Source organism: Bradyrhizobium sp. USDA 4541 (assembly GCF_024171085.1).
GTDB lineage: Bacteria > Pseudomonadota > Alphaproteobacteria > Rhizobiales > Xanthobacteraceae > Bradyrhizobium > Bradyrhizobium australafricanum.
In genome coordinates this window covers 6,916,535-6,940,608 of sequence record NZ_JALJZF010000001.1, presented here as the reverse complement: position 1 = coordinate 6,940,608, position 24,074 = coordinate 6,916,535, and the positions used below count along the sequence as shown (strand labels likewise).

The window sequence follows — 24,074 nt, the reverse complement described above, 5'->3', positions numbered from 1 at the left end:
GATCGGATGCAGAAGGATGGCGACAGGGCGCCGCTCACCGGCGTGCGCGTGCTCGATTTCTCGATCATGGTGGCAGGGCCGTATTGCGCGCGGCTGCTCGCCGACGTCGGCGCCGAGGTCATCAAGATCGAGCCTCCGGAAGGCGATGACATGCGGTTGCGAACGCCGCTGCGCGAAGGCCACAGCACCTATTTCGGCCAGCTCAATGCCGGCAAGCGTAGCCTGGCGCTGGACCTGAAGAATGCCGACGCCATCAGGCTCGTACATCGCATGGTCGCGGAGGCGGACATTCTCGTCGAGAATTTCCGCCCTGGCGTGATGGACCGCCTTGGTCTTGGCTACGAGACGCTCTGCGAGATCAACCCGCGCCTCATCTATTGCTCGATCTCGGGTTATGGCCAGTCAGGCCCAGCAGCCGAGCGCGCGGCTTATGCGATGATCGTCCATGCCGAGAGCGGATTCGATCACTCCTTGATGCGTTATGCCGGTGACCGGGAGCGTCCCGCGCCGGGCGCGATCTTTGTCGCCGATATCCTCGGCGGCATCTTCGGCTATTCCGCGATCCAGACCGCGATGGTCCAGCGAACGCGCACCGGGAAAGGACAGCGCGTCGATGTAGCCTTGATGGACTGCATGATGAATCTGCTGGTCTATGAGCTTCAGGAGGCGCAATTCCCGATCCGTTCGCCGCGCCCGACCTATGGGCCGGTCCGCGCGCGCGATGGCGATATTCTGATCGCCCCGGTCACGCCGCGTAATTTCGCGGCGCTGTGCGAGGTGACCGGGCAGGAAGAGTTGGTGAACGATCCGCGCTTTTCGACCATTCCAGCGCGCGGCGCCAATTGGACCGCCATGATGCAGGTGATCGAGAAATGGACCGAACGCCACACCGTTGCTGAATGCATCGCGGCGCTGGATCGCGCCGGTGTTCCCTGCGCCGAGTACCGGACGCCGGGCGCGGCGCTGACCGATGCCCATTTGCGCCAACGTGGGGTGTTTGGGACCGTCTCGGACGGGGCAGGTGACTTCATCGGCGTCAATGCGCCATGGCAGATGTCCGGGGCCGATACGCCGATGGGACGTCGAGTTCCCGGGATCGGCGCGCAGCGGGACGATGTGCTGTCGCGGATCCTGGGCCTGTCGCCGGACGCAATCGCGACGCTCGCCGCTGCGGGCACGTTCGGGAAGGTGCAGGCGTAGGGCCGCTGGACGCCGGCGATTTCACGTATCGGCCGGACTGTCCGGCGGCGGAGCCCTCGCGATCGCCAACAGGCATTTCAGGAAATGCGCGCGGTCCTCCTTGCGAAGGGGGGCCAGCATGATGTTTTGCAGCTCGGTGGCGGCCGGAATGACGGCGAGAAGCGCTTCCTCGCCTTTAGCCGTGATCTGCACCTGGAGCGAGCGGCGGTCGTCCGGATTGTCTTTCTTCGAGACCAGTCTGCGCGCGACCATGCGCTTCAGCATTTCGCTGAGCGTGTTGCGGTCGCAGCTGATCCGTTCGGCCAACACGGAGGGGGTTAGAGGACCTAACTGATACAGCGCCATCAGCACACCGAACTGCCGCGGCGTGATATCGCTCTGGCGCGTCATGCTTTGATAAAGCCCATCGTAGCGGGCCTCCAGCAGACGCAACAGGAATCCGACACCACCCTCGAGCTGCCAGTCGCGTGCAACGTCTGCCGCCGAGGTTGTCTGCTTGCCTTTATCGGCTGCCATGCCGTTGTCTGGATCCCAGCTGCGTTCTGCGAATTGCATCCTAGCCGTTAGCAGCTTGGCTGATCGTCCTCAACCCTGTGGCGAACCACGTCACCAGCCTCTTTCTGAGGGAGACAGGGTCGGCCTCGGCTCTTGCCAGCCTTCCGATAATGTAGTACGTATACGTATCAAATGCGATGCGAAGACGTCGTTCAGGGAGGTTGAAACTTGGACCTGCGTGAGCTGCTGTCGATTCCCTATTTGCTTGAGGCGGAGGCAGTCGAAACCGAGCCGGGGAAGTGGCGGGTTCGCCTTGCCTATCCGGAGCTGCCGGGGTGCACGGCTGAAGCCGCCGTCGTCGAGGACGCTCTGCGCGAGCTCGAGCGGCGGCGCATCGAATTGATTGTCGGCCTGGTGGAGCAGGGCAAGCAACCTCCCATTCCACGCCAGCCGCTCACCGCATCCGATCCGCTCTGGACCGCCCAGGATCTCGGACTGTCTGACCGTGTCGCCGCGCTTCTCGGCGGCGCGGCAGGCCCGGCCACACGTAATTGAAGGAGGCGACCCCATGCTCTCGCGCGAAGACAATGAACGGCTGGTGAGGGTCGGCAAGGGAACGCCACTCGGCGAACTTTTCCGCCTGTACTGGATTCCTTTCCTGCCGTCGGCTGATCTCGCCGCGGACGGGCAGCCGAAGCGCATCCGGCTGCTGGGCGAGGATCTCGTCGCCTTTCGCGATTCCGAGGGGCGCATCGGGCTGGTCGACCAGGCCTGCCCGCATCGCGGAGCGCCGCTGGTCTTTGCACGAAATGAGGATTGCGGGCTGCGCTGCGTCTATCACGGCTGGAAATTCGACGTCACCGGCGCCGTGACTGACATGCCGGCAGAGCCAGTGCGCAGTCGCCTCAAGGAGCGGGTGCGGATCAAGGCCTATCCCTGCAAGGAGCGCAACGGGATGATCTGGACCTATATGGGTCCCGACCAGGCTGAGCTTCCGCCGCTGCCGAATCTCGAATGGAATCTGGTGCCTGCCGAGCAGGTGCACATCTCGGTTCGCGTCCAGGAGTGCAATTGGCTGCAGGCGGTCGAGGGTGAGATCGATTCAGCGCACGCGCCGCTGCTTCATGGACGACTGGATGCGCAGGGCACGACGAGCGCCTGGATCCAGAAGCGCGACCTGCGCCCGACCTTCGAATGCATTAAGCAGGATTTCGGCATGAGCATCGCCGCGCGGCGCAATTACGATGCCAACACGCTGTACTGGCGGGTCAACCAGTTCCTGCTGCCGTTCTATACGCTGGTGCCTCCGCTGTCTCCGTTCCCGGATTTGAGCGGGCACGCCTGGGTCCCGATCGATGACGAGAACACGCTCTGCATCATGTTCTCCTATCATCCATCGGAGCCGCTGCTGGAGAAAACCCGGCAGGTCTTCGCCGAAGGACACAAGGGCCGCGAGAGTGGTCATGCCAGCCGCCACGCGCTCGTCCAGCACCCGGTGACGGTCCCATACGCAGGCTACTGGACGAAATACAATCCGCAGAACGGCTTTCAGTTCGACTACGAGGCGCAGCGGACCACCTGGTTCTCGGGCCTGCCGGGGCTCTGGGTGCAGGACGGCGCCTGCCAAAGCGGCGTCTCGCCGATCTTTGATCGCACCAAGGAGACGCTCTGCTCAAGTGATACCGGCATCGCGATGACGCGACGTTTCATTCTTGAAGCGCTTGGCGCCTATCGCGATCACGCGATCAAGCCCAAAGGAGTCTTGGACCCGGACGTGTTCATGGTGCGAGCGGTCTCGCTGCGGTTGCCGCCGGAGGATTTGTGGGTTGACGTCGGCGCGCCGTTCATGCGTGCGAAGCTTGGCGCCGATTTCGGGTACGAGCTGTGAGCGCATTCGAACACACGGCTGGTACGCTGGAGGTGCTGGTCAAGCGTATCGGATATGAGGCCGAGCGGATCAATTCGTATGAGCTGATTGCCCCGACGGGCGGCGAACTGACGCCGTTCACGGCCGGGAGCCACATCGACCTGCATCTGCCGAACGGCATGATCCGCAGCTATTCGCTGGTAAACGACCAATGCGAGCGGCACCGGTATGTCATCGCGGTGAACAGGGATGGCGAGAGCCGGGGTGGGTCCAGCTTTGTCCACGACACCGTCAGGGTCGGGAACATCATAAGGATCTCCGAGCCGCGGAATAACTTCGCGCTCCGCGAGGAGGCCGACCATTCTGTCCTGATCGCCGGGGGCATCGGCATCACGCCGCTGCTGTCGATGATCCGACGGCTTGAGGCGCTTGGACGTCACTGGGAGCTGTTCTATGCCGCGAGGACGCGCGCCGCTGCCGCATTCCTCGACGAACTCGGCACGTATCGATCGAGGGTACATCTCGATTTCGACGACGAGCGATCGGGACGGGTGTTCGATCTCCCGGCGCTCGTCAGGAACGCTCCGCCTCGCGCGCATCTCTACTGTTGCGGTCCGGTGCCCATGCTCGAGGCGCTCGAGGCGACGACGGCCGATCGCCCGGCCGATCACGTACATGTCGAATATTTCAAGGCCCGGGAAGCTCCAGCCACCGAAGGTGGCTTCGACGTCAAGCTGGCGCGAAGCAACCGCACGATTGCAGTCGAGCCCGGCAAGACGATCCTCGATGCGCTGCTGGAGGCCGGGATCGCCGCGAACTATGCCTGTACCGAAGGTGTCTGCGGCACCTGCGAGACGCGCGTGCTCGAGGGCATACCCGACCATCGCGACCAGTTCCTGAGCAACGAAGAGCAGGCGGCGAACAAGAGCGTCATGATCTGCTGCTCGGGCGCCAAGTCCCGGACGCTTGTGCTCGATCTCTAACACAACAACATACGGCGGGTGGAAACAATGAAGTATCTTTCGCAGATAGCCGGAATAGCTCTCCTGGCCTTTTGTGCCGGTTCGCCGGCGACGGCGGTCGCCGCGCGGTCTCTGAAGATCGGCGTGCTCAACGACGCGTCCGGCCCTTACTCGGACAATGCCGGCGAAGGTTCTGTGACAGCGGCCAAAATGGCGGCCGAGGACTTCATGCGGCTTCATCCGGATTTCAAGGTCGAGATCGTCTCGGCGGATCACCAGAACAAGGCTGATGTCGGCGCCGCCATCGCGCGCCGCTGGATCGATCAGGAGAAGGTCGATGCGGTCGCCGACGTGCCGAACTCGGCCGTTGGGCTGGCGGTCAACGGGGTCATGCGCGGCACCAAAGCGGCGCTGATCGCATCGAGCGCGGCGTCGTCCGACCTGACCGGGAAATACTGCTCACCCAATACGATTCAGTGGACCTTCGATACCTGGGCGGCCTCTCACACCATCGGCGCCTATCTCGTGCATCACGGCGGCAAGAAATGGTACTTCATCGCCACCGACAATGCGCTCGGCAAATCGATGGTGCGCGACGGAACGGCGGTGATCGGTGCCGGCGGCGGGACCGTTCTCGGATCGGTCAATGTACCGATCAACAATGCGGACTATGCCTCGTTCATCCTGCAGGCCGAAGGCTCGGGCGCCGACGTGATCGCGTTCGCGACCGCCGGTGGCGACACCGTCAGCCTGATCAAGCAATCCGCCGAGTTCGGGCTGAAGCAGAGCGGGCGCACCTTCGCCGCGCTATTGACCACCACCAACGATGTCGAGTCTAGCGGGCTTGCGGTCGGGGAGGGGCTGATCATCACGCAGCCGTTCTACTGGGACCTCGACGATGCCAGCCGCGCCTGGTCGACCAAATTCGGCGAGCGGCAGCATGGGCAGTCGCCGACCGCCTTCCACGCCGGCGTCTATTCCTCCGTGCTGGCCTATCTGAACGCGGCGCTGGCGGCGGGAACCAATGACGCGCCGGCCGTGATCCAGAAGCTGAAGGAGAAGCCGATCGATGACGCCTTGTTCGGGCCAGTCGTGGTGCGCGCCAACGGCCGCGCCATCCACAACATGTACATCTTCAAGGTGAAGAGCCCGAGTGCCTCGAAGAGCAAGTGGGACCTGCTGGAGCAGGTCGGCGCGCTGTCCGGGCCGGAAGCCTTCCGGCCGCTCGACCAGGGCGGTTGCTCGCTCGTCGACCCGCCGAAGAGCAATTGACGACGACGGCCGCGATCCTTGGATCAACACTGCTCAAATTGACGGATATCCCGATGCTGGATCAGCTTGAAGCCGACTTCCCCGAGCACACGCCTCGTCCCGCCGGCGCGCCAAGAGCGCTTGAGGGGATCCGGGTGATCGATTTCTCGCATTTCATCGCGGGGCCGTTTGCCACCATGATCCTCGCCGACATGGGGGCCGAGGTGATCAAGATCGAAGCGCCGGGCCGCGGCGACGATCTGCGCCGTTATCCCCCGGTGCATCCCGATCTCAGGCACGGCGCGCCGTTCCTGTGGACCAACCGGAACAAGCGCAGCGTCGCCCTCGATCTCAAATCCCTGGAGGGCTTGAAGATCGCGCGCGAGCTGATCGCGACGGCGGACGTCCTTGTCGAGAATTTTTCCGCGAGCGTGATGGCACGGCTGGGGCTCGACTACGAGAGCTGCCGCAAGATCAAACCCGAGATCATCTACTGCTCGGTGTCGGCCTATGGCCGCGACGGGGCATTTTCGGACCGGCTTGGCTTTGATCCGATCGCGCAGGTCGAGAGCGGCTTCGTGTCGATGAACGGCTATGCCGACCGCGAAGGCGTGCGGGCTTTGTCGCCGGTGATGGACATCAGCACTGCGATGATGGCCAGCAATGCGATCCTTGGCGCCCTGTTGGCGCGCGAGCGCAGCGGACACGGCCAGGCCGTCGAGGTGTCATTGTTCGAGAACGCCGTCCTGATGACCGGCTACGCGACCACGCAGTCGCTCTTTAGCGGTGCCGATCCGAGGCGAAGCGGCAACACCAGCCCGGACACGTGTCCGTCGGGTGTGTTCCAGGCCAGCGATTGCTCCTTCTATATCAACTGCGGCAACGACAAGATCTTCCAGCGCCTGACGGCGCAGGTTCTCGAGCGCGAGGATCTCGCGGGGGCCGAAATCTATGCAACCGGCCCCGATCGAATCCGCCGGCGCGAGGAGTTGTTCGCGATCCTCGGCGATGCCTTTGCCCGGCAGCCCTGGTCGCACTGGCAGCCGCGGATGCGGGCGGCCGGCGTGCCCTGCGGCCAGCTGCGCACCGTCGGCGAGGCGATCCGTTCGCCCGAGGCGAGGGAACGCGGGATCGTCACCCGGATCCCGCATGAGACGGTGGGGTGGGTGCCGAACGTGAACCTGCCGATCCGGTATTCGCGGACACCGATCGTGGATCCCGTTGCGGCACCGGCAGTTGGGCAGCACACCGAGAACGTGCTGCTTGAGTTGCTCGGCTACGACAAGACGGAGATCGCGCGCCTTGCCGGAGGCGGAGCCTTCGGCAGCGAGGCTTCGCGACAGGATGCCAAACCGTGACCGGGCGCGCGCGAGACGAGCGGACGCTGCGGGGCCGTGTGGCCGTGATCGGGATCGGTGAAACCGAATATTATCGTCATGGCGCTTCTCCCGATCCGGAATTCAAGCTCGCGTTGAAGGCGATCCTGGCGGCTTGCGAGGATGCCGGGCTCGATCCCCGCGAGATCGATGGCTTCTCGTCTTACAGCGACGATCGCAGCGAGGCGTCACGGCTGGCTGCGGCGCTGGGTACGCATCGACTGCGCTCCGCGACCATGCAATGGGGCGGAGGCGGCGGCGGTTGCAGCGCGGCGGTTGCCAATGCGGCCGCCTCGATCGTCGCGGGCCTTGCCGATTGTGTCGTGGTGTTCCGCTCATTGGCGCAGGCCCAATATGGCCGTTTCGGACAGGCAGCCGGGATTCACACCGTTTCGGGCGAACGGTCCTATCTGATGCCCTATGGGGTGCTGGCTCCCCCGCAGCGCTTTGCCATGCGGGTGCAACGCTACATGCACGAGCATGGCGTGCGACAGGAGGCTTTGCGCGCGATTGCGCTCGCCTCCTATCATCATGCCCAGGCCAACCCGCGCGCGGTGATGCGAGGCAAGCCGCTGGATATCGAGAAGTACGATGCCTCGCGCTGGATCGTGGAGCCCTTCCATCTTTACGATTGCTGCATGGAAAATGACGGCGCAGCGGCATTGGTGCTGGTATCGGCAGAGCGCGCCAGCGACTTCCGGCACAAGCCGGCCTATCTGCTCGGTGCGGCCTTCGGATCCGGACATCGTGCGGCGGCAACGGCGCACAATGCGCCGCTCTACGCCACCGCGAACTTCGGCACCGTTGCATCCGATCTGTACCGCATGGCCGGGGTAGGGCCGTCAGATGTCGGTGTGGTCCAGGCGTACGAGAACTTCACCGGCGGTGTCGTGATGGCGCTGGCGGAGCACGGCTTCTTCAGGCCCGAGAAGGCCAACGACTTCCTGACCTTCGACAATTTGATCGCTCCATCCGGGAGGCTCCCGCTCAACACCAGTGGCGGCAACCTTGCCGAATGCTACATGCACGGCTTTGAGCTGGTGTTGGAAGCGGTTCGTCAGGTGCGTGGCGCGTCGGCGAGCCAGGCTCGACGAAATGATGTGGCGCTGGTGATCGGCGGCCCGATGGTGACGCCGGCCAGCAACCTCATTCTGGGTTCAGAGGCGACGCTATGAGTGGGTCTTCACGTGCGCACTATCTCCCTGCCGGGTTGCCCATTCCGGTCAGTGACCCAGATGGGCTTTCGGCGCCGTATTGGATGGGCCTGCGGGAAAACCGCCTGCTGGTGCAACGCTGCGTCCGCTGCCGTTCCTGGCAGTTCGGGCCTGAATGGATTTGCCACAATTGTCATTCCTTTGACCTTAGGTGGACGGACGTCGAGCCGACCGGCCGCATCTACAGTTGGGAACGCGTGTGGCATCCGTCATACCCGGCGCTAAAGCAGCACGGCCCGTATCTCGCGCTGCTCGTCGAGCTACCACACGCCGGTGGCGTGCGCATGGTGGGTAATCTGCTGGGCGATCCGCGCCAGACCGTGGTCATCGGAACTGAGGTTGGAGGAGTCTTCGAACATCACCCGGAGTCCGATCCATCCTTTTCGTTGCTGCAATGGCGGCTGAAGCAAGGCGCTGACCGGGTGGACGGTCACTCGACCGGCTAACAAGTTTTGTGGATTGGCAAGAATAATCCAGACGCAGACGAGCCGGACCCGGTGTGTCGACGTTATTTCTCTTGGCTTAAGCTGGCTCAAACGAGCGCAGGATGGATGGGGCGAAAGTTCAAGTATTGCTGTGGCTTAGAAGATCGCTTGAGCAGCGAGAGATCAAGAAAAATCCATCGCCAGCTAGATGACGTTGGATGCAGGACCGAAGGCGGGCAATCAATAACGGCCACCGTCGCGCTTCTGCTGGGCGATCCAATCTGACAACGTCTTTTTCGGCGTCGGCGCTGAGGTCCGGCTTGGCGTTGTTCTCGGGTTCTCGCCCGCGCCCCTTGCCGAGCGGGCTCGCTGCTTATCCGTCCGGTTCAAGGCAGCACTCGAACTTTCTGCAGCTTCCTTCTCAAGACGCAGCTTTTTCAATCGCGCCATCTTGTCGCGTTCTGCATCTGCTTCGGGTCCCTCGGACAAGAGCGTCCTTTGCTGAGCATCCTCCGCCGAGACCACGATTCCCACAATCGTCGTCTCTCCAAGCGCCTTGCAAGCTTCGAGCCGCTGTAGTCCCTCGACCAGAACGAAGCGGTCTTCGTCGGGCCTGACGAGAATGGGGGTTTGTTGTCCGATTTCCAGAATGCTTCCAGCGATCTCCTCGACGACTTGAGGCTTGATTGCCTTCCTTCTTTTCACGGGAACGTAGATCTTCTCGATTGGGAAGCTTTCCGGTTTGGGCATAACGTCTACTCCGCTGTACAGGCCCGTCCGAAACGTATGCCGGAGAGGCAGGATTTTAAGAATGAACCGCGCGGCTGCAATGGCAATCTTAGCGCGCCGAGGCTTGATCGGTGCGGGAGCCGGGCGCATTCTGAGCGGTGCAGCGCCAACGCGTGATTGTCCGGCGAGCGGTTGCAGTGAGAGTAGGCTATGCGCCTTGTTTCCATCCAGGATCACGACGCGATCCGTGTCATCACCTATGCTAACGCCCCATTCGGCACCATGACGGCCGTCGGGGCGGCTGAGATGTTCGATGCGGTAGCCGCTGCAGGGATGGCCCTATCGGTCCGGGTCATTGTCATTACAGGGGGCCTACCTGGCATCTTCATCCGTCACTACGACGTTGGGGAACTCTCTGAGGCCGCAGACGCGATTGAGCGCGGAGCGCCTCGCGCCCCGCCGTCGCCTGGTCCTCGACCACCCGGTTTCCACGCACTGACGGATGCGATTGCAGCGGTCGACAAGCCGGTCATTGCGGCTATCAATGGCCTGTGCATGGGAGGAGGCTTCGAGCTTTCGCTGGCCTGCGACCTGCGCATCGCCGGGAGCAGTGTTACGGCGATTGGGCTTCCGGAAACGCGCATCGGCATCTTTCCGGGTGGTGGCGGTACACAGCGTTTGCCCAGGATCGTTGGAGAGGCCAGGGCGCTCGAGATGATCCTTCGTGGCCTGACAGTGACGGGACAGCGCGCGCACGAAATCGGAATTGTGCATGAGGTCGTCGCCGATCCGCTCGCGCGTTCCCTTGAGATCGGCGCTGAGCTATCGGGCCGAAGTGCCGAAGGCCTGGCCTTTGCCAAGCGCCTTACCCGGTCAGCTCTCGACCGTCCGTTGGCCGAAGGCCTGGCTGACGAGCGCAAAAGCTTTTCCACCGTGATGAGGACAGCTTCGGCTCGGGAAGGCCTGCGGGCCGGCCGACCACCAGCCGAAATACAGAAGCTCTAATGTCACACGGCTCCCCTTGAGGTAGCCGGACGCTCGCACGCGAGGGCTTCCCGGTGAGCTTGAAACGTGGCTCACGAGGGCTGGAAGTCTTAATATCCCAACGAGAGCACCTCGCAGCTATGCTTGAGCGGGGATGGCGCCATGGCGTAAGGGTACACGACCATGCTCATGATGAGGTCAGTCCTCAGGTTCACGACGGGGCGTTATCTTCAGCGCAAGAGCTTCAAATTGCCGGTCAGCGACCGAACCCATTTCTCGGGCCCGTAGAAGCCCAAGCCGTCAATCGTCTCGTTCGAGAGCGCGCGCAGCGGAAATTCGGCGAGATAGTCCTCAAAGCGGTGGAGTCCCCTGGCGAATTGAGGAAAGGGGACCAAAACGGCGCCGCTCGCCAATGGCTGCGCGCGCGTCAGCAGTACGGACAGCGCTTCGGGCGTGGCTTGCAGAATTGGTACCGGACGGTTTGCACTGTGTGGGCAAGCTTACGGGGCGCGAATATCGCAACGTCAGGGCCGGCGACAGCCTCAGCGGCGTCTACAAGCGAATGCTCACGCTCAGTAGCGGACGGTACGCGCTGATCGAGCAGTCGCGCGAATTCGTCCTGGTGCCCTGGCGGCCGGTTCTGGAGCGCGCGCGTGGCCAACTCGTCAGCGGCAGCGTCGGCGGAGAGGGCATTTCCTGGTCGATCGGAATGAAGCGCGGCATCGGACGCTAGTCCAGAGCCTCTCCGACTTCGACGCGGCTAGCCGGGTGCAAGTCCGACCCTGTATCGCTGCGCAAGGCGCCAGAACCAGTCCTGATCGAGGTTGGTCTGTCGATCGATTTCTCTGACTGAGCTGAGTGCGCGATCGAACAGCGCATAGCAGAGACCTTCGTCGTCGTGGCGGGCGTAATAGGCGATGCCATCGGGATTGAGCGGATGGCTGAAAAGCGCCTTCGACCAGGCCTGCGGCACGTCGTAAGGCAGTCCGCCATGCACCAGCTCGGCGGTCGCGCCGAGAATGGCGAGGGAGGGGCCGGCCAGTCTGACCAGCGAAAGATCTGCCGTGATCTTGAGGCGAGCATAGGCCTTGCGACGGAGCAGGCTGGGGTCGAGCAGCGTCCGTCCCGGCACGCGGAGGAACGTCTCCGCGAAGGCGCCAAAAGGCTCTCGGGCGGCATAGAGAACGCCATAGCTCCCGTCGGGCGCATTCAGCCGGCCGAGACGCGATGTATCGAAGAAGATTGGATCGTACCCGGCGGTGTAGAACCGGTGAACGACCGTACCCGCCCGCAGCCGGACCTGGCGGGGACGGCGACGATCGAGATCGTCCGGCGGCAGCGGAGCGCTCACGCGCCTTGCTGAGCCATGCGCCGGGCGGCCTCGACCACAAGTTCAACCTTGCCTTCCCTCAGGAGGTCGATCGGCTTGCGGCCACCCAACCGGTCGTCAGGCTGGGCGAGGAAGTTCAGAACCGTCCAGGGGTTGTTGGTCGGCAGCGCCTCCTGGACGGACTTGAGACCTTCGACGACGGTCCCGTCGACGTTGAACTGAAGCGTCGGAAAGCTTCGGTGGTTGCTGGGACCCGGTACCGCAAGGAGGCTGCCTTCCTGCACGCGCTTGTCGACGGCCTGCCGGGAGATGCCCCGCAGGAGCGTTCTGACCTGGTCCAGATCATACGCACCGCCGGATCGCCGAAGATCCTCCTGCGCAATGCGGACGCCCTCGAGAACGGCGAGCGCGCGGGCATTGGGCGCGAATGCGTCCTTGTTGACGACAGCGGTTTTCTTCGCCGCCTCGGAGAAGAACCGGAATGCTTGCCCCGTTAGTTGCTTGTTCTGCTCACGCACCTTCTGCAGTGCGGTCACGCTTTTGGAAACGATGGCGACCTGCGCGTCGGCAGGAAGCGCGAGGCTCTTCAGGGCCGCGGGTTTCTGCTTAAGTACCATCATCACACCGTCCTCGTGGACGGACAGATCCTCGGTACCGGAGGGCTTTGACTGTGCCTTGGACATGAGCTGAACTCCGCCTTCAATATCGGTATCGAATGCAACCTTGTCAACTTTGACAAACCACAACAGAGGTATTATAGTAGTATACTTGATCCGTGTACGAGATCGCTGCCATCGCGCAGCCCGTCGCGCGGCGATAGTGCTTTCGTCACCGTGCGCCCTTTTTCAGGCTGACGGTCGATGCGACCATCGACGTTGAAGGCACAAGCGGCCCTCGTTCGATTCGTTCATTCGCCGGTGTGCGCATGCGCGATCACCAATCCTGGGCAAGGCCGAACCAGTGATCCAGTTTGATCATGCCATTCACCTTCAATTGAGGAGCTTCCTCACCCACGCCGAGACTGCCGCGACAATGATCTTGCTTCGATGGGTTTGATCGAGCCGGATCTCGTTGCCGACGGCGATTTTTATTCAGGTTGAATGCGAGCCGTCATCCCGCTTTTCAGCCGCGCTCGTTGCGAGCGTCGAGTGGGGCGGACAATGTTTCCGGCAAAAATCTACGTCGGTCAGATCACCGTTGTCTTCGGCATCGTCATCGCGTCGACATGGGGAGCGACGCAATGGACGGCGGCGGCGCTCGGATTTCAGGCGCGGCTTGGCGCGCCGTGTTCGCCATTAGCGGCTATCCGGTCTACCTGCCCTGGCGATTGTTCGAATGGTGGTTCGCCTATGAGCCCGAGATATTTGAGGAGGGCGGGGCTATCGCCGCGGCTGGCGGCATTGCGGGCGCGCTGTTTGCAATCTTGAGCGCCTTCAGTACGGCCGCTTTGGATCGGCGAGGGGGGCGGCCGACTCGCGCATGTCTTGAATGTGCAGATCAATGATGTCGCCGAAGGTCTTCGCTTTTACGGCAGCGCGCGGTTTGGGTGACCCGCTACGATCAATATTGCGCTCCACGTCGAGCGCCCATTCCTCGCCGTCCTTGCGGCGGCGAAAGGTCTCTGCCACATAACGGTTCTTGCGGCGAACTTGGACCCGCCAGTTCCCTGACGGCAACTGAGTGAAGGTGGCCATGGTCGTGTGCTTTTCCCAAACGGTGTGCGATACGTGTGCGTCGAGAGGTCAAAACGGGTACAAACGTGTGCAAATTCAGCAAATTTGGCGGGTACTCGTTCTTGTTACATCCCATTGAGAGCTTAAGGTAAATCATTGGAATCGCAAGACTATCTCTTTTCTGTGGCACCCATGATGGACTGGACCGACCGGCATTGCCGGGTCTTCCATCGGCTGATGTCGCGGCGGGCGCGGCTCTATACGGAGATGCTGACGACCGGCGCCATTATCCACGGCGACCGGGCACGGCTGCTCGGCTTCGATGCCAGCGAGCATCCGGTGGCGTTGCAGCTCGGCGGTTCCGACCCGCGCGATCTGGCGACCGCCGCAGGGATCGGCGAGCAGTTCGGTTACGACGAGATCAATCTCAATGTCGGCTGTCCCTCCGATCGGGTGAAGGATGGCCGCTTCGGCGCCTGCCTGATGGCCGAGCCCGCGCTGGTCGCCGAAGGCGTTGCGGCGATGAAGCGCGCGGTGCGGATTCCCGTCACAGTGAAATGTCGGATCGGCATCGACGACCAGGATCCGGAAGTCGCGCTCGATACGCTGGCGCGCGCCGTGATTGCCGCGGGCGCGGCCGCGCTCGTCGTGCACGCGCGCAAGGCCTGGCTCAACGGATTGTCGCCGAAGGAGAACCGCGACATCCCGCCGCTCGACTACGATCGGGTCTATCGCCTCAAGGCGGCGTTGCCGGATGTGCCAATCATCATCAACGGCGGCATCACGAGCCTCGCCGAAGCGAAGCAGCATCTGGCGCATGTCGATGGCGTGATGCTGGGGCGGGCGGCCTATCAGGAGCCGTGGCGGCTGCTCACCGTCGATTCCGAGCTGTTCGGCGAGACTGCGCCGCACGTGACGATGAAGGACGTGTTCGCGGCGATGCTGCCCTATATCGAGCGGCGGCTTGCCGAAGGCACGCGACTGCATTCGATCACGCGGCATTTCGTCGGCGCCTTCCATGGCGTCCCGGGCGCGCGTGCGTTCCGCAGGCACCTCGCGGAGAACGGCGTTCGGCCGGGGGCTGACATCGATGTGCTGCGCGAGGCGATCGCATGCGTCGACGATCGCACGCCGGCGGCGGTCGCGGCCTGAGGGCGATCGTTATGGCTTGCGCTGACGCCGCGTGACGTCTTGTGCGACCTTCAGGAAATTGAACAGATGCGGCATCCGGTTGTCGCGCCGGTAGTTCAGCGACAGCGCAGTGCCCGGATTGTGTCCCTCATAGGCGCGGTAGGCGACGCCGGGTCGCTCTGCCTCCGAGACCGATTTCGGCACCAGCGCGATGCCGACGCCGACCGACACCAGGCTGATCGCGGTCTGATAGTCCTGGGCCAGCACCTGCGATTTCGGAATGAAGCCTTCTTCGAGGCAGATATTGAGGATGTGGTCGGCGAAGCTCGGGCGCGGCTTGCGCGGGTAGAGGACGAACGTCTCGGCCTTCAGCGCCGCCAGCCGCGGGACCTTTTGCTCGAGCAGGGGCGAAGTGTCAGAGAGCGCGAGGATCAGCGGCTCCTGCAGCAGCGGCTCGGACTTCAGCTCCTCGTCGTCGAGCGAGGGGCGGGCGATGGCGATATCGATCTCGCGCTGGATCACCGCGCGCTTCTGCTCGGCGTTGTTCATCGCCGAAAGCGCGAGCTCGACGTCAGGATAGGCCGAACGAAACGCCTGGATCACGCTTGGCAGCACGCCATAGGTCGCCGATCCGACGAAGGCGACGCGCAGGTGCCCGGAAAAGCCTTCGCCGATCCGCTTGATCTCGCGGTGCGTGCGGTCGAGCCGCTCCAGCACGTCGCGCGCACGTTCCAGAAGAACGCTGCCGGCCTGGGTCAGCCGGATCTGGCTGCGGCTCCGGTCGATCAGCATGACGCCGAGATCGCTCTCGAGTTGCGCAATCTGCCGGCTGAGCGGCGGCTGCGCGATCGCGAGCCGCGATGCGGCACGGCCGAAATGCAGTTCTTCGGCGACGGCGACGAAATAGACCAGCCGCCTGAGATCCATGACATCGTCGCGATCGGGCACGGCTAGCCGAACGCTTGCTCGCGCGCTTCCGCGGAAGCGGCGGAAAAATCCTGCCGGGTTCGATATCGCGTGGTCATGTGCTCACGATCGAGACGACGGTTCCGACGCGAAGACTGGGCGTGGGCCCGTGGATTGTCAATTGTCCGCGGGAACGACGCCATCCGGCTAGTCCTTCCGGGCGAAGGCGCGGATCTTGTCCTCGTCGACCTCTACGCCGAGACCGGGGCCGTCAGGGGCGCAGATTTCGAACTCGTCGAATCTGATCGGCTTGACGACCAGATCCTCCACCAGGATTCGCGGACCAAAATGTTCGGTGCCCCATTCGAGCCTGGGCATGGTGGCGAAGGCGGCGAGATGCGCCGCCGCGCCGATGCTGCTCTCCAGCAGGCAGCCGCCATAAAGCTCGAGGCCGTGCGCGCTGGCGACCGCCGCGGCGCGCTTCATCTCGAACAGGCCGCCGCTCTTGACGAGCTTCAGCGAGTAGACGCTGCCGCAGCCCATCGCGCCCGCGCGCGCGATTTCCTCCTTGGTGAAAGCCGCTTCGTCCACCAGCAACGGGATCGAAGTGCGGGCCGCGACCCGCGCCATCGCTTCCAGTTGTAGCGCCGACACCGGTTGTTCGATCAGGGCAACATCCAGCTCCTCCAGCGCGGGCATGAAACGGATGCATTCGGCCTCGGTCCAGCCCTGGTTGACGTCGACGATCAGGCGCACCTCATCGCCGAGACCGGCGCGCAGCGCCTGCAACCGCTTCAGATCGACCTGCGGGCGGTTGAAGCCGAACTTGATCTTGAACTGGCGGTGTTCGCGGCGCCGCAGCTTCTCTTTCGCTTCTTCCACCTCCTGGCTGCTGTCACCCGAGGCCAGCGCCCAGATCACCTCCATGCGTTCGCGCACGGCGCCGCCGAGCAGCACGCTGGCGGGCAGGCCCAGCGTCTTGCCGGTGGCGTCGAGCAGGGCGGACTCGATGGCGCCCTTGGCGGCGAAATTGCGGGTGGCGGCCTTGCTCATGCGCAAGGCATTGGCTTCGAAGGCGAGCGCAGGCTGTCCGAGCAGCGCCGGCGCCAGATAATTCGTGACCGCGGCGTTGATCGACTCCACGCTCTCCTCGGCCCAGCGCGGCCCGCCGAGCGTCGAGGCTTCGCCGATGCCCGTCACGCCGTTATCGAGCAGGACGCGCACCAGCACGTAACCCTGATGCGTGACTTCCGTGTTCGAGAGCTTGTGCCGGCGGCGGGTCGGTGCCTCCACGATGGTCGCGCGGATGCTGCGGATCGCAGTGTCCTTCGCGTGAGCCTGCACGCGCTCCACGGGCTCGGCGATTTCGATCACGGCACGACTCATATGTCCTCGCAGGTCAGTTCAGAGTGAGCCCTGCCAGGCTGATGGGCCTGGCAGGACGTAACGGGTCTTACTCGGCCGCGACGAGCCGTTCGACGGCGGCTTTCTTGAGCTTGAAGTCGAAGTTGAGAACCAGATCGGTGTCGGCGCCGGCGGGGGCCTTGGCGAACTTGCCGATCAGGCTCTGCTTCACGGCGAACACCGAGTCGTTGTCGAGATACTTGGTCTCGGAATCGTAGATCTGCGAGATCAGCGATTGATAGCCGTCCTTCGAAAGCATGAAATGGATGTGGCCAGGACGCCAGGGATGGTGGCCCATATATTTCAGCAGCTCGCCGCCGGCGCCGTCATAGGGGATCGGATAGGGCTCGGGGCGGAGCGCCATGAAGGCATACTCGCCGTTGGCCTCGGTCGTGAAGCGTCCGCGCAGATTGTAGGCCGGCTGTTCCGGATCCTGCAGGTCGTAGAGGCCGTTCGGCGCGTCTTCCCAGACGTCGATCGTGACGCCCTCGATCGGCCGCCCCGCGGTGTCGCTGATGCGCCCTGAGACCTTGACGGTCTGCGCGTTGTCGAACGTCTTCTTGATGATGGAGGCGCCCTTGGGCAGCACCGGCGGGTTTTCCCGGTAGAACGGTCCGAGCACGGTCGACTCGCTCTCGCCGTCGGTGACCCGATGATCGAGCATGTCGACCAGCACCTCGACGCCGAGGATGTCGGCGATCAGGATGAACTCGTTGCGCTTCTCGTCCGAGATGTCGCCGGCGCGGCGCAGGAATTCGCATGCGGCGAACCACTCGGCGAAGGTCAGGTCGACCTCCTTGCAGAAGTCGTGCATGTGGCGGATCAGGCTCGTCATGATCTGCCGGTTGCGATCCGGAATGTCCTTGGAGAGCGCGGCGATCACGTGGTCGGTGATGGTGTCCTTGTTGACGTTCAGCATGGTCGTTCCTCCTTTTTTTTGCAGTTTCCTCAAACTTGCATTCCCGTTCTCGGGAATATCGGTTGCTGGTCTCACCAGACAAATTCGTAAGCGGCATTCTCCAGCGTCGCGGGTGCAGGGTGCGGATCGGCAAGGCCGCCGAAGCGGCCGCGGCAGAACAGCAGCGGCTTCTTGCCGGGCTCCAGCGCCATCTCGCGAACATGGCCGAGGAAGATGGTGTGGTCGCCCGCGACGATCTCATCGGCGAGATCGGTCACGAAATACGCTGCCGCGTTGGCGATGACGGGCAACTCGTTGCGGCGCTCGAACACGTCACAGAGGTCGAGCTTGGGCTTGCCGGCGAAATGCCAGGCGAGATCCTCCATGCCCTCGGCGAGGATGCTGACCGCAAAGCGGCCGGTGTTCTGGATGTTGCACAGCATCTTCGCGCTCTTCGCGATCGAGATCGCGACCAGCGGCGGATCGAGCGAGACCGACATGAAGGCGTTGGCCGTCATGCCGTGATCGCGGCCCTCGCAATGTGTCGTGATGATGGTGACGCCGGTGCCGAACTGGCCACAGGCATAGCGCAACTCTCGCGGATCGATGGCGGTCATTGGCTTGCGACCTCGAGTTGGGCCAAACCGGATCGGTTGGCCGGTGGCGCGGTCACGATATCCCGCCAGTTTTCCAGCGTCGCCGCGGTGGCGGCAAGGCCGGATCGTCGCAAGGCGCGAATCCGGCTGCTGGAGACGATCTCGCCATTGCCGCAGCGCACCGGCGGCAGGATGCGGGTGTTGAAGTGCTGCCGCAACAGCAGCGCGGTGCCGCCCTTGCAGGACCCGAAGCGGAAATCCTCGCCGACGATGACTTCGCGTGGTCGCAGAAGCTGCAATTCGGCGAGGAAATCGAGCGCGGTGCGCCGGACGTAGATCTGGTTGAAATCGGCGACGACGACGTGGTCAGGCGCGAATGTTGCGATGCGCTCGAGTTTTTCGCGAAGCGAAATCAGCGGCTTGGCCTGGCCGAAATACACTTTTGGCGGCGGATCGAAGGTGTAGACCACGGCTGCAATGCCGCGGCGCCGCGCTGCCGCGATGGTCTGCCGCAGCAGCTCCTGATGGCCGCGGTGGACGCCGTCAAATGCGCCGATGGTCACGACGCAGGCGTCGAGGGCCAATTTCCCATCGCGATGGAAAGCGACAGCGCTGCTGTCAAAACCCTTGCCCATGGTTCGCTCCCTTGCCGTGCTGCATCAGCTGCGGCTTGCGCCGGCCGAACGATCCCTGCCGTCCGGTCCGTGCCATCGAGTCATAGCCCGAGCCAGGCCGGTCTGCGCGGTATCGTGTGATACCTTTCGCCCGCTTCGGGTGAGCGCGTAGCGTTTCCTCCGATGTCACGCCGTCCAAGAGCGTGACGAGATGGTCTTAAGGCCGGTGTGGCAACGCCGCCGGTCCAGCGACACAAGCGGAGGAGAAACCCATGACTACAGCAGCAGCCCTGCGGGCCGACGTGCCAGCGTCGACCACCAGCGTCTATACCGGTGCGGAATTCCTGGACAGCATCCAGGATGGCCGGGAAATCTACATCTACGGCGAGCGCGTCAAGAACGTCACCCAGCATCCAGCCTTCCGCAATTCGGCGCGGATGGTGGCGCGCTGGTACGACCGTTTCCATGAGAAGAAGGATCAGATCGGCGTCCTGACCGACACCGGCTCGGGACAGCTGACCCATCCGTTCTTCCTCGGCTCGAAGACGGCCGACGACCTCGTCAAGGGCCGCGATGCGATTGCCGAATTGCAGAAGGTTGCGTTCGGCTGGATGGGCCGCTCGCCGGACTACAAGGCGTCGTTCCTCGGCACGCTGGGGGCGAATTCAAGCTTCTATGGCGATTACGCCGGCAATGCGAAAAAGTGGTATGCCCGGACCCAGGAGCGTCTCGACTTCTGGAATCATGCCATCGTCAATCCGCCGATCGATCGCGACCGCGCCATCGAGGAGGTGCGTGACGTCTTCATGCATGTCGAGAAGGAGACCGACGCCGGCCTGATCGTTTCGGGCGCGAAGGTGGTCGCGACCGGCTCGGCGCTGACGCACTACAATTTCATCGCCCACTACGGCATTCCGATCAAGGACAAGTCGTTCGCGCTGATCTTCACGGCGCCGATGGATGCCAAGGGCATCAAGCTGATTGCCCGCTCGTCCTACGAATTCACCGCGGCGGCGACCGGCTCGCCGTTCGACTATCCTCTGTCCAGCCGCTTCGACGAGAACGACTCGATTCTCGTGTTCGACAAGGTGCTGGTGCCCTGGGAGAATGTCTTCATCTATGGCGACGCCGACAAGATCAACCAGTTCTTCCCGGCCTCGGGCTTCATCCCGCGGTTCACGCTGCACGGCGTGACACGGCTTGCCGTCAAGCTCGACTTCATCGCCGGCCTGTTCTCGATGGCCGTCGAGGCGACCGGGTCGAAGGATTTTCGCGGCGTGCAGACGGCGGTGGGCGAGGTGATCGCCTGGCGCAATCTGTTCCACGGCATTGCCGATGCGATGGTGAAATCGCCGATCGCCTGGCAGGGGACCGATGGCTACAATCTGCCGAATCTGAACTACGGGCTGGCCTATCGCGTGTTCGCACCGATGGCCTATCCGCGGATCAAGGAATTGATCGAGCGTCATGTGGCGAGCGGCCTGATCTATCTGCCGTCGAGCTCGGCCGATCTGGAGAGCGAGGCGATCCGGCCCTATCTCGACCGCTTCGTGCGCGGCTCCAACGGCTATGCCGCGATCGACCGGATCAAGCTGCTGAAGCTGCTCTGGGACGCGGTCGGCTCCGAGTTCGGCGGCCGGCATGAGCTCTACGAGCGCAACTATGCGGGCAATTACGAGAACCTGCGCGTCGAGACGCTGATGGCCGCGAGCGCCACCGGCGACCTCGGCGCCATGCAGGATTTCGTGCGCAATTGCATGAGCGACTACGACGTCTCCGGTTGGACGGCGAAGGACCTCGTCAACCCCGACGACATCAACCTCGTCAGCCGCGGTCTGGTGCAGGGCTGACGATTTGTTAGACGGATCAATGGAGCCGCCACAAGTTGCGTGGCGGCTCCACGCTGTTCCATCTTGTTGCAGAAGGGGTTCACTTGTCATGCTGTTCCACGTCGAAATGGATGTGCGGGTTTCGCACGATCTCCCGGTCGAGAAGGTCGACGCGCTGAAGGCGGCGGAACGCGTCCGTGCCATGGAGCTGCAGCGTACCGGGGCCTGGCGCCATCTGTGGCGGGTGGCCGGGCGCTACGCCAATGTCAGCATCTTCGACGTCTCCGGCGCGCAGGAATTGCACGACATCCTGTCCAGCCTGCCGCTGTTTCCGTTCATGGAGATCCAGGTCACGCCGCTGTGCCGGCACCCGTCGTCGATCCACGACGACGACCGGTAGTGGTGGAGTAGGCGCCGTCGCGCTAGTCGACGGCCGTGCGCGCGCGCCGGTGGCGGCTTGAGGTGTTGATGCTGCCGGTGACATCGGGGTAGCCGGTCAGGCTCAGCGTGTCGGCGCGAACGCCCCAGCTCTCGAGCCGGTCGAGGAAGCTCATGCCGAGCAGGTTGGTCTTCATCTGCCCGCGCTGCACCACCAGCGCCGGCACCGATTTCTCGACCAGCTTGCCGACCGCGAGCCGGTCGAGCGTCAGCCGCGCCGCCTTGGTGTGACCGCCGGCGGTCTCGAGGTCGACATTGTATTCGAGCATATCGATCGGCAGCCCGATCGCTTTCGCGGTTTCCCAGGTCAGCACGACCGAGGTCGCGCCGGTGTCGATCACCATCGGGGCGCTGACGCCGTTGATCTTGGCGCGGAACGCGAACTCGCCACCCTGGCCGCGCGCGATCTGCACGGCGGGGGCGGAGCTGGAGGTCGAGGCTGAGGCGGTGATGCTGCGGCCGAAGATCTGGGTCAGATTCTCCCTGGCGCGGGCGATCTGCTCGGGGTCGCCATAGGCAACGACGGCGCCGGCGGTTGCCATCAGCAGCACGATGACGAGGAGGATACGGGTCACGGCGCCACTCCCGCCGCAACGCCGATCACGCGCGCTTCGGACGCGGCTCCATGCGCTCGAGCCCAGCCTCGGCCATGCGCGCCGGCAACGTCGCCATCACCGATAGCCGCTCCGCGCGGTCCATCTTGTGCCAGCGCGCGATCTCCGGAAGCGTGCGGCCACAGCCGAAGCAGAGCTTCGTCCTGGGGTCCATCATGCAGACTGCGATACACGGCGTCTCTGAGCTCATTGTTCAAGTGTTGAACGGTTTCGGCGGCCGGTGCAAGCCGGTTGACATGGGATGCTGCATCACGCCTCGGCATTTTGTCGCGAGCATGGTCCTGGCGCGAACGCCTTGGGTTTGTTGCCAAAGCGTTTTCGAGCGAAGTGGATACCGGTTCGCGTAGAGAGAGCGCGTCAGAACCAAGATCTGGAGCCCCGTTCCGAATCGATCGGAACGGAAAGGGCTCTATCGATAACTGCGTCACGATCTTCCGCGACATGCTCTACAATCCGGTGCCGGCACTCATGATCGACTTGCGGCGCACGCGCTTCCGGTCGGCGCCCATCGCGGGCTCGACGGGCTCCGGCGGCTGCATCGGCGGCGCTTCTTCCGCCATCGGCGCCAGCGCGCTCATCACCCGTTCCGGCGGCAAGGTGACGATCACTTCGGTGCCGATGCGCAGCTTCGACTTCAGCGTGAAGGTGCCGCCATGCATGTCGATCAGGCTTTTCGCGATCGGCAGGCCAAGGCCCGCGCCCTGTTCCGCCGACTTGATCGAGTTGGAGCCCTGGCCGAAGGAGGCCAGCACGACCGGGATCTCGTCCTCGGCGATGCCACTTCCGGTGTCCTTGACGCTCAGATATTGCCCGCCCGACGCGGTCCAGCCGACCTTCAGCCAGATTTCGCCGCCCTGCGGGGTGAACTTGATCGAGTTGGAGAGCAGGTTGAGCACGACCTGGCGGATGGCGCGCTCGTCGCCCCAGATCCTCGGCATGCCGTGCTCGAACACCTCGTGGATGGTGATGCCGCGGCTGGAGGCGCGCAGCTTCAGGAGATGGTGGCAATCGGCGACGACATGCACCAGCGCCACGGCCTCCTCGTTCAGCTCGTAGCGGCCGGCTTCGATGCGCGACAGGTCGAGGATCTCGTTGATGAGATTGAGCAGATGCACGCCGGAATTATGGATGTCGGCGGAATATTCCTTGTAGACCGGCACGGTGTGCGCGCCGAAAATCTCGCTCTTCATCACCTCGGAGAAGCCGAGGATCGCATTGAGCGGCGTGCGCAGTTCGTGGCTCATCTGGGCGAGGAAGCGCGACTTGGCGACGTTGGCGGACTCGGCGCGGTGCCGCGCCTCGTCCGAGATCGCCTTGGCCTGTTCCAACTCGCCGATCAGCGCATCCTTTTCGGCGCGGGCCTCCAGCGTCGCCAGCGTGGTCGAATGCAGGCGGTGCGCGAGCAAGGCGAAATAGCCTTCGGCCGCAAGCGCCAGCAGCGCCAGCACGTAATTGTCGAACGCGCCATTGAGCACGAGGTCGAGCGCGATCCCGACCGTCACCGGAACCGTTGCCGCAAGGGCCGCGATCGGCAGGCTCGCGGCCAGCATGCTGGAGACCGCGATCACCAGCAGCATCAAAAACATCATCAGCGTGTTGGAGGCGAGATCGCGCCCGGCGGGGTGGATCAGGATCGCGGTCCAGCACAGGCCGTAGAGCAGGTCGAGCAGCACGAAGCGAGTCCGCCATTTGCGGGTGACCGCGACCGAGGTTGGTTCGGCGAGGAAGCGGGAACAACTGCGGATGATCGCGAGATGGACGCAGAGGATGCCGACTGTCCAGGCGCCGGCCACGATCGGCTTCATCCAGAGGCCAAACAGCACGCCGGTTGCCACCACGAGCAGCATCACGACGTAGGACGCCGAGATCCGGGTCTGGGCGTATTGACGGAGCAGTTCGGCGTCGAACGCCGGGCGGGTTCCACTGGTTGACGTTAACCGATCCCGCGCCTCGCGCACCCGCTGCGCGGCGACGCGCCGGCTGTTCACCGGCACCGTCACCTGAGGTCCTGCCGGAAGCGCTACAACTTCAGGCTTTTCTGCGGGATTACTCATCAACAACACAAATCCTGCCCACGAACCGCGCGGGCTTTTTGCATTGTCTATCTGTGACGCTAAATCATTAAGCGTTGCCTTAAA

At 63.6% G+C, this 24,074-nt stretch carries 26 protein-coding genes and 2 pseudogenes; 14 read left to right on the top strand and 14 right to left on the bottom strand.

The annotated features are described in order from the left end of the window. The first annotated feature begins 6 nt into the window (after positions 1–6). The gene (locus J2R80_RS33575) at positions 7–1,200 is read left to right on the top strand and encodes a CaiB/BaiF CoA-transferase family protein (RefSeq protein ID WP_141342319.1); all 1,194 of its coding nucleotides are present in this window, start codon (positions 7–9) and stop codon (positions 1,198–1,200) included. Between the two features lie 21 nt (positions 1,201–1,221). On the opposite strand, the gene J2R80_RS33570 is transcribed toward J2R80_RS33575, so the two are convergent. Beyond that, positions 1,222–1,755: a MarR family winged helix-turn-helix transcriptional regulator gene (locus tag J2R80_RS33570; protein WP_246786705.1), complete on the bottom strand. Its 534-nt coding sequence runs from the start codon at positions 1,753–1,755 to the stop codon at positions 1,222–1,224. Positions 1,756–1,923: 168 nt separating this feature from the next. On the opposite strand from J2R80_RS33570, the gene J2R80_RS33565 reads away from it, so the two are divergent. From J2R80_RS33565 to J2R80_RS33535, 7 genes are all read left to right on the top strand, one after another. Continuing rightward, positions 1,924–2,250: a hypothetical protein gene (locus J2R80_RS33565; protein WP_141342320.1), complete on the top strand. Its 327-nt coding sequence runs from the start codon at positions 1,924–1,926 to the stop codon at positions 2,248–2,250. A 13-nt stretch (positions 2,251–2,263) separates the two neighbouring features. Next, a complete protein-coding gene (locus J2R80_RS33560) occupies positions 2,264–3,583 on the top strand; it encodes a Rieske 2Fe-2S domain-containing protein (RefSeq protein ID WP_141342321.1) in 1,320 nt (439 codons plus the stop codon). Next, on the top strand, positions 3,580–4,545 hold the full coding sequence (locus J2R80_RS33555; RefSeq protein ID WP_141342322.1) for a PDR/VanB family oxidoreductase: 966 nt from the start codon (positions 3,580–3,582) through the stop codon (positions 4,543–4,545). Before J2R80_RS33560 ends, J2R80_RS33555 begins: the two co-directional genes overlap by 4 nt. 27 nt (positions 4,546–4,572) lie before the next feature. Beyond that, the gene (locus J2R80_RS33550; protein ID WP_253640099.1) at positions 4,573–5,796 is read left to right on the top strand and encodes an ABC transporter substrate-binding protein; all 1,224 of its coding nucleotides are present in this window, start codon (positions 4,573–4,575) and stop codon (positions 5,794–5,796) included. Between the two features lie 53 nt (positions 5,797–5,849). Continuing rightward, positions 5,850–7,133, top strand: a complete 1,284-nt coding sequence (locus J2R80_RS33545; protein ID WP_141342324.1) for a CaiB/BaiF CoA-transferase family protein — start codon at positions 5,850–5,852, stop codon at positions 7,131–7,133. Next, complete coding sequence (locus tag J2R80_RS33540; protein ID WP_253640098.1) at positions 7,130–8,326, top strand: acetyl-CoA acetyltransferase; 1,197 nt, start codon at positions 7,130–7,132, stop codon at positions 8,324–8,326. The genes J2R80_RS33545 and J2R80_RS33540 overlap by 4 nt, the downstream gene beginning before the upstream one ends. Positions 8,327–8,409: 83 nt before the next feature. Then, positions 8,410–8,811 (top strand): Zn-ribbon domain-containing OB-fold protein, encoded by a 402-nt coding sequence (locus J2R80_RS33535; protein WP_141342326.1) that lies wholly within the window; start codon positions 8,410–8,412, stop codon positions 8,809–8,811. 219 nt (positions 8,812–9,030) lie between these two features. On the opposite strand, the gene J2R80_RS33530 is transcribed toward J2R80_RS33535, so the two are convergent. Next, positions 9,031–9,540 (bottom strand): ParB N-terminal domain-containing protein, encoded by a 510-nt coding sequence (locus J2R80_RS33530; protein WP_141342327.1) that lies wholly within the window; start codon positions 9,538–9,540, stop codon positions 9,031–9,033. Positions 9,541–9,729: 189 nt separating this feature from the next. On the opposite strand from J2R80_RS33530, the gene J2R80_RS33525 reads away from it, so the two are divergent. Then, positions 9,730–10,524 (top strand): enoyl-CoA hydratase/isomerase family protein, encoded by a 795-nt coding sequence (locus tag J2R80_RS33525; RefSeq protein WP_141342328.1) that lies wholly within the window; start codon positions 9,730–9,732, stop codon positions 10,522–10,524. A 209-nt stretch (positions 10,525–10,733) separates the two neighbouring features. On the opposite strand, the pseudogene J2R80_RS33520 reads toward J2R80_RS33525, so the two are convergent. Then, a pseudogene (locus J2R80_RS33520) lies at positions 10,734–10,973 on the bottom strand (DUF2000 family protein); the annotation flags it as partial. A 20-nt stretch (positions 10,974–10,993) separates the two neighbouring features. Between J2R80_RS33520 and J2R80_RS33515 the strand changes: the two are divergent. Further along, a complete protein-coding gene (locus J2R80_RS33515; RefSeq protein WP_244558751.1) occupies positions 10,994–11,236 on the top strand; it encodes a DUF3363 domain-containing protein in 243 nt (80 codons plus the stop codon). A gap of 27 nt (positions 11,237–11,263) precedes the next feature. On the opposite strand, the gene J2R80_RS33510 is transcribed toward J2R80_RS33515, so the two are convergent. Together J2R80_RS33510 and J2R80_RS33505 are read right to left on the bottom strand one after the other, a co-directional pair. Next, on the bottom strand, positions 11,264–11,854 hold the full coding sequence (locus J2R80_RS33510; protein ID WP_076826425.1) for an RES family NAD+ phosphorylase: 591 nt from the start codon (positions 11,852–11,854) through the stop codon (positions 11,264–11,266). Next, a complete protein-coding gene (locus J2R80_RS33505) occupies positions 11,851–12,516 on the bottom strand; it encodes a hypothetical protein (protein ID WP_076826722.1) in 666 nt (221 codons plus the stop codon). Before J2R80_RS33505 ends, J2R80_RS33510 begins: the two co-directional genes overlap by 4 nt. Positions 12,517–12,993: 477 nt before the next feature. Here J2R80_RS33505 and J2R80_RS33500 point away from each other — a divergent pair. Beyond that, positions 12,994–13,256: pseudogene (locus J2R80_RS33500) on the top strand (conjugal transfer protein TraG); the annotation flags it as partial. A 10-nt stretch (positions 13,257–13,266) separates the two neighbouring features. Here the strand turns inward: J2R80_RS33500 and J2R80_RS33495 are convergent. Beyond that, positions 13,267–13,527, bottom strand: a complete 261-nt coding sequence (locus J2R80_RS33495) for a hypothetical protein (RefSeq protein ID WP_233475717.1) — start codon at positions 13,525–13,527, stop codon at positions 13,267–13,269. Positions 13,528–13,662: 135 nt separating this feature from the next. Between J2R80_RS33495 and dusA the strand changes: the two genes are divergently transcribed. Beyond that, positions 13,663–14,658: a tRNA dihydrouridine(20/20a) synthase DusA gene (dusA, locus tag J2R80_RS33490; protein ID WP_256520561.1), complete on the top strand. Its 996-nt coding sequence runs from the start codon at positions 13,663–13,665 to the stop codon at positions 14,656–14,658. Between the two features lie 9 nt (positions 14,659–14,667). Here dusA and J2R80_RS33485 read toward each other — a convergent pair whose 3' ends face one another. The 5 genes from J2R80_RS33485 to J2R80_RS33465 all read right to left on the bottom strand — a co-directional run bounded on the left by J2R80_RS33485 (position 14,668) and on the right by J2R80_RS33465 (position 19,076). Beyond that, on the bottom strand, positions 14,668–15,564 hold the full coding sequence (locus tag J2R80_RS33485) for a LysR family transcriptional regulator (RefSeq protein WP_076826426.1): 897 nt from the start codon (positions 15,562–15,564) through the stop codon (positions 14,668–14,670). Positions 15,565–15,750: 186 nt separating this feature from the next. After that, positions 15,751–16,929, bottom strand: a complete 1,179-nt coding sequence (locus J2R80_RS33480; protein WP_141342331.1) for a muconate/chloromuconate family cycloisomerase — start codon at positions 16,927–16,929, stop codon at positions 15,751–15,753. 67 nt (positions 16,930–16,996) lie between these two features. Then, a complete protein-coding gene (locus tag J2R80_RS33475) occupies positions 16,997–17,866 on the bottom strand; it encodes an intradiol ring-cleavage dioxygenase (RefSeq protein ID WP_141342332.1) in 870 nt (289 codons plus the stop codon). A 71-nt stretch (positions 17,867–17,937) separates the two neighbouring features. Further along, complete coding sequence (locus tag J2R80_RS33470) at positions 17,938–18,462, bottom strand: flavin reductase family protein (RefSeq protein ID WP_141342333.1); 525 nt, start codon at positions 18,460–18,462, stop codon at positions 17,938–17,940. Beyond that, positions 18,459–19,076 (bottom strand): FAD synthetase, encoded by a 618-nt coding sequence (locus tag J2R80_RS33465; protein ID WP_246786706.1) that lies wholly within the window; start codon positions 19,074–19,076, stop codon positions 18,459–18,461. The genes J2R80_RS33470 and J2R80_RS33465 overlap by 4 nt, the downstream gene beginning before the upstream one ends. Positions 19,077–19,327: 251 nt before the next feature. Between J2R80_RS33465 and J2R80_RS33460 the strand changes: the two genes are divergently transcribed. Both J2R80_RS33460 and catC read left to right on the top strand, forming a co-directional pair. Next, positions 19,328–20,905, top strand: coding sequence for a 4-hydroxyphenylacetate 3-hydroxylase N-terminal domain-containing protein (locus J2R80_RS33460; protein WP_141342334.1), 1,578 nt, complete (start codon positions 19,328–19,330; stop codon positions 20,903–20,905). An 88-nt stretch (positions 20,906–20,993) separates the two neighbouring features. Continuing rightward, a complete protein-coding gene (catC, locus tag J2R80_RS33455; protein WP_141342335.1) occupies positions 20,994–21,284 on the top strand; it encodes a muconolactone Delta-isomerase in 291 nt (96 codons plus the stop codon). A 22-nt stretch (positions 21,285–21,306) separates the two neighbouring features. On the opposite strand, the gene J2R80_RS33450 is transcribed toward catC, so the two are convergent. The 3 genes from J2R80_RS33450 to J2R80_RS33440 form a co-directional block, all read right to left on the bottom strand. Beyond that, entirely contained in the window at positions 21,307–21,897 is a 591-nt protein-coding gene (locus J2R80_RS33450; RefSeq protein WP_076826434.1) for a TIGR02281 family clan AA aspartic protease, read from the bottom strand. A gap of 25 nt (positions 21,898–21,922) precedes the next feature. Then, positions 21,923–22,126 carry a DUF1289 domain-containing protein gene (locus J2R80_RS33445; RefSeq protein ID WP_028334232.1) on the bottom strand — a complete coding sequence of 68 codons (204 nt, stop codon included), beginning with the start codon at positions 22,124–22,126 and terminating at the stop codon, positions 21,923–21,925. Between the two features lie 256 nt (positions 22,127–22,382). Next, positions 22,383–23,990 (bottom strand): HAMP domain-containing sensor histidine kinase, encoded by a 1,608-nt coding sequence (locus tag J2R80_RS33440; RefSeq protein ID WP_057017245.1) that lies wholly within the window; start codon positions 23,988–23,990, stop codon positions 22,383–22,385. Positions 23,991–24,074 lie beyond the last annotated feature (84 nt).

Coding starts and splice junctions, on each gene's coding strand:
- J2R80_RS33575 (WP_141342319.1), top strand. CDS start 7: ATGCAGAAGGATGGCGACAGGGCGCCGCTCACCGGCGTGCGCGTGCTC.
- J2R80_RS33570 (WP_246786705.1), bottom strand. CDS start 1,755: ATGCAATTCGCAGAACGCAGCTGGGATCCAGACAACGGCATGGCAGCC.
- J2R80_RS33560 (WP_141342321.1), top strand. CDS start 2,264: ATGCTCTCGCGCGAAGACAATGAACGGCTGGTGAGGGTCGGCAAGGGA.
- J2R80_RS33550 (WP_253640099.1), top strand. CDS start 4,573: ATGAAGTATCTTTCGCAGATAGCCGGAATAGCTCTCCTGGCCTTTTGT.
- J2R80_RS33545 (WP_141342324.1), top strand. CDS start 5,850: ATGCTGGATCAGCTTGAAGCCGACTTCCCCGAGCACACGCCTCGTCCC.
- J2R80_RS33535 (WP_141342326.1), top strand. CDS start 8,410: ATGGGCCTGCGGGAAAACCGCCTGCTGGTGCAACGCTGCGTCCGCTGC.
- J2R80_RS33530 (WP_141342327.1), bottom strand. CDS start 9,540: ATGCCCAAACCGGAAAGCTTCCCAATCGAGAAGATCTACGTTCCCGTG.
- J2R80_RS33525 (WP_141342328.1), top strand. CDS start 9,730: ATGCGCCTTGTTTCCATCCAGGATCACGACGCGATCCGTGTCATCACC.
- J2R80_RS33505 (WP_076826722.1), bottom strand. CDS start 12,516: ATGTCCAAGGCACAGTCAAAGCCCTCCGGTACCGAGGATCTGTCCGTC.
- J2R80_RS33495 (WP_233475717.1), bottom strand. CDS start 13,527: ATGGCCACCTTCACTCAGTTGCCGTCAGGGAACTGGCGGGTCCAAGTT.
- J2R80_RS33485 (WP_076826426.1), bottom strand. CDS start 15,564: ATGGATCTCAGGCGGCTGGTCTATTTCGTCGCCGTCGCCGAAGAACTG.
- J2R80_RS33480 (WP_141342331.1), bottom strand. CDS start 16,929: ATGAGTCGTGCCGTGATCGAAATCGCCGAGCCCGTGGAGCGCGTGCAG.
- J2R80_RS33475 (WP_141342332.1), bottom strand. CDS start 17,866: ATGCTGAACGTCAACAAGGACACCATCACCGACCACGTGATCGCCGCG.
- J2R80_RS33470 (WP_141342333.1), bottom strand. CDS start 18,462: ATGACCGCCATCGATCCGCGAGAGTTGCGCTATGCCTGTGGCCAGTTC.
- J2R80_RS33465 (WP_246786706.1), bottom strand. CDS start 19,076: ATGGGCAAGGGTTTTGACAGCAGCGCTGTCGCTTTCCATCGCGATGGG.
- J2R80_RS33460 (WP_141342334.1), top strand. CDS start 19,328: ATGACTACAGCAGCAGCCCTGCGGGCCGACGTGCCAGCGTCGACCACC.
- catC (WP_141342335.1), top strand. CDS start 20,994: ATGCTGTTCCACGTCGAAATGGATGTGCGGGTTTCGCACGATCTCCCG.
- J2R80_RS33445 (WP_028334232.1), bottom strand. CDS start 22,126: ATGAGCTCAGAGACGCCGTGTATCGCAGTCTGCATGATGGACCCCAGG.
- J2R80_RS33440 (WP_057017245.1), bottom strand. CDS start 23,990: ATGAGTAATCCCGCAGAAAAGCCTGAAGTTGTAGCGCTTCCGGCAGGA.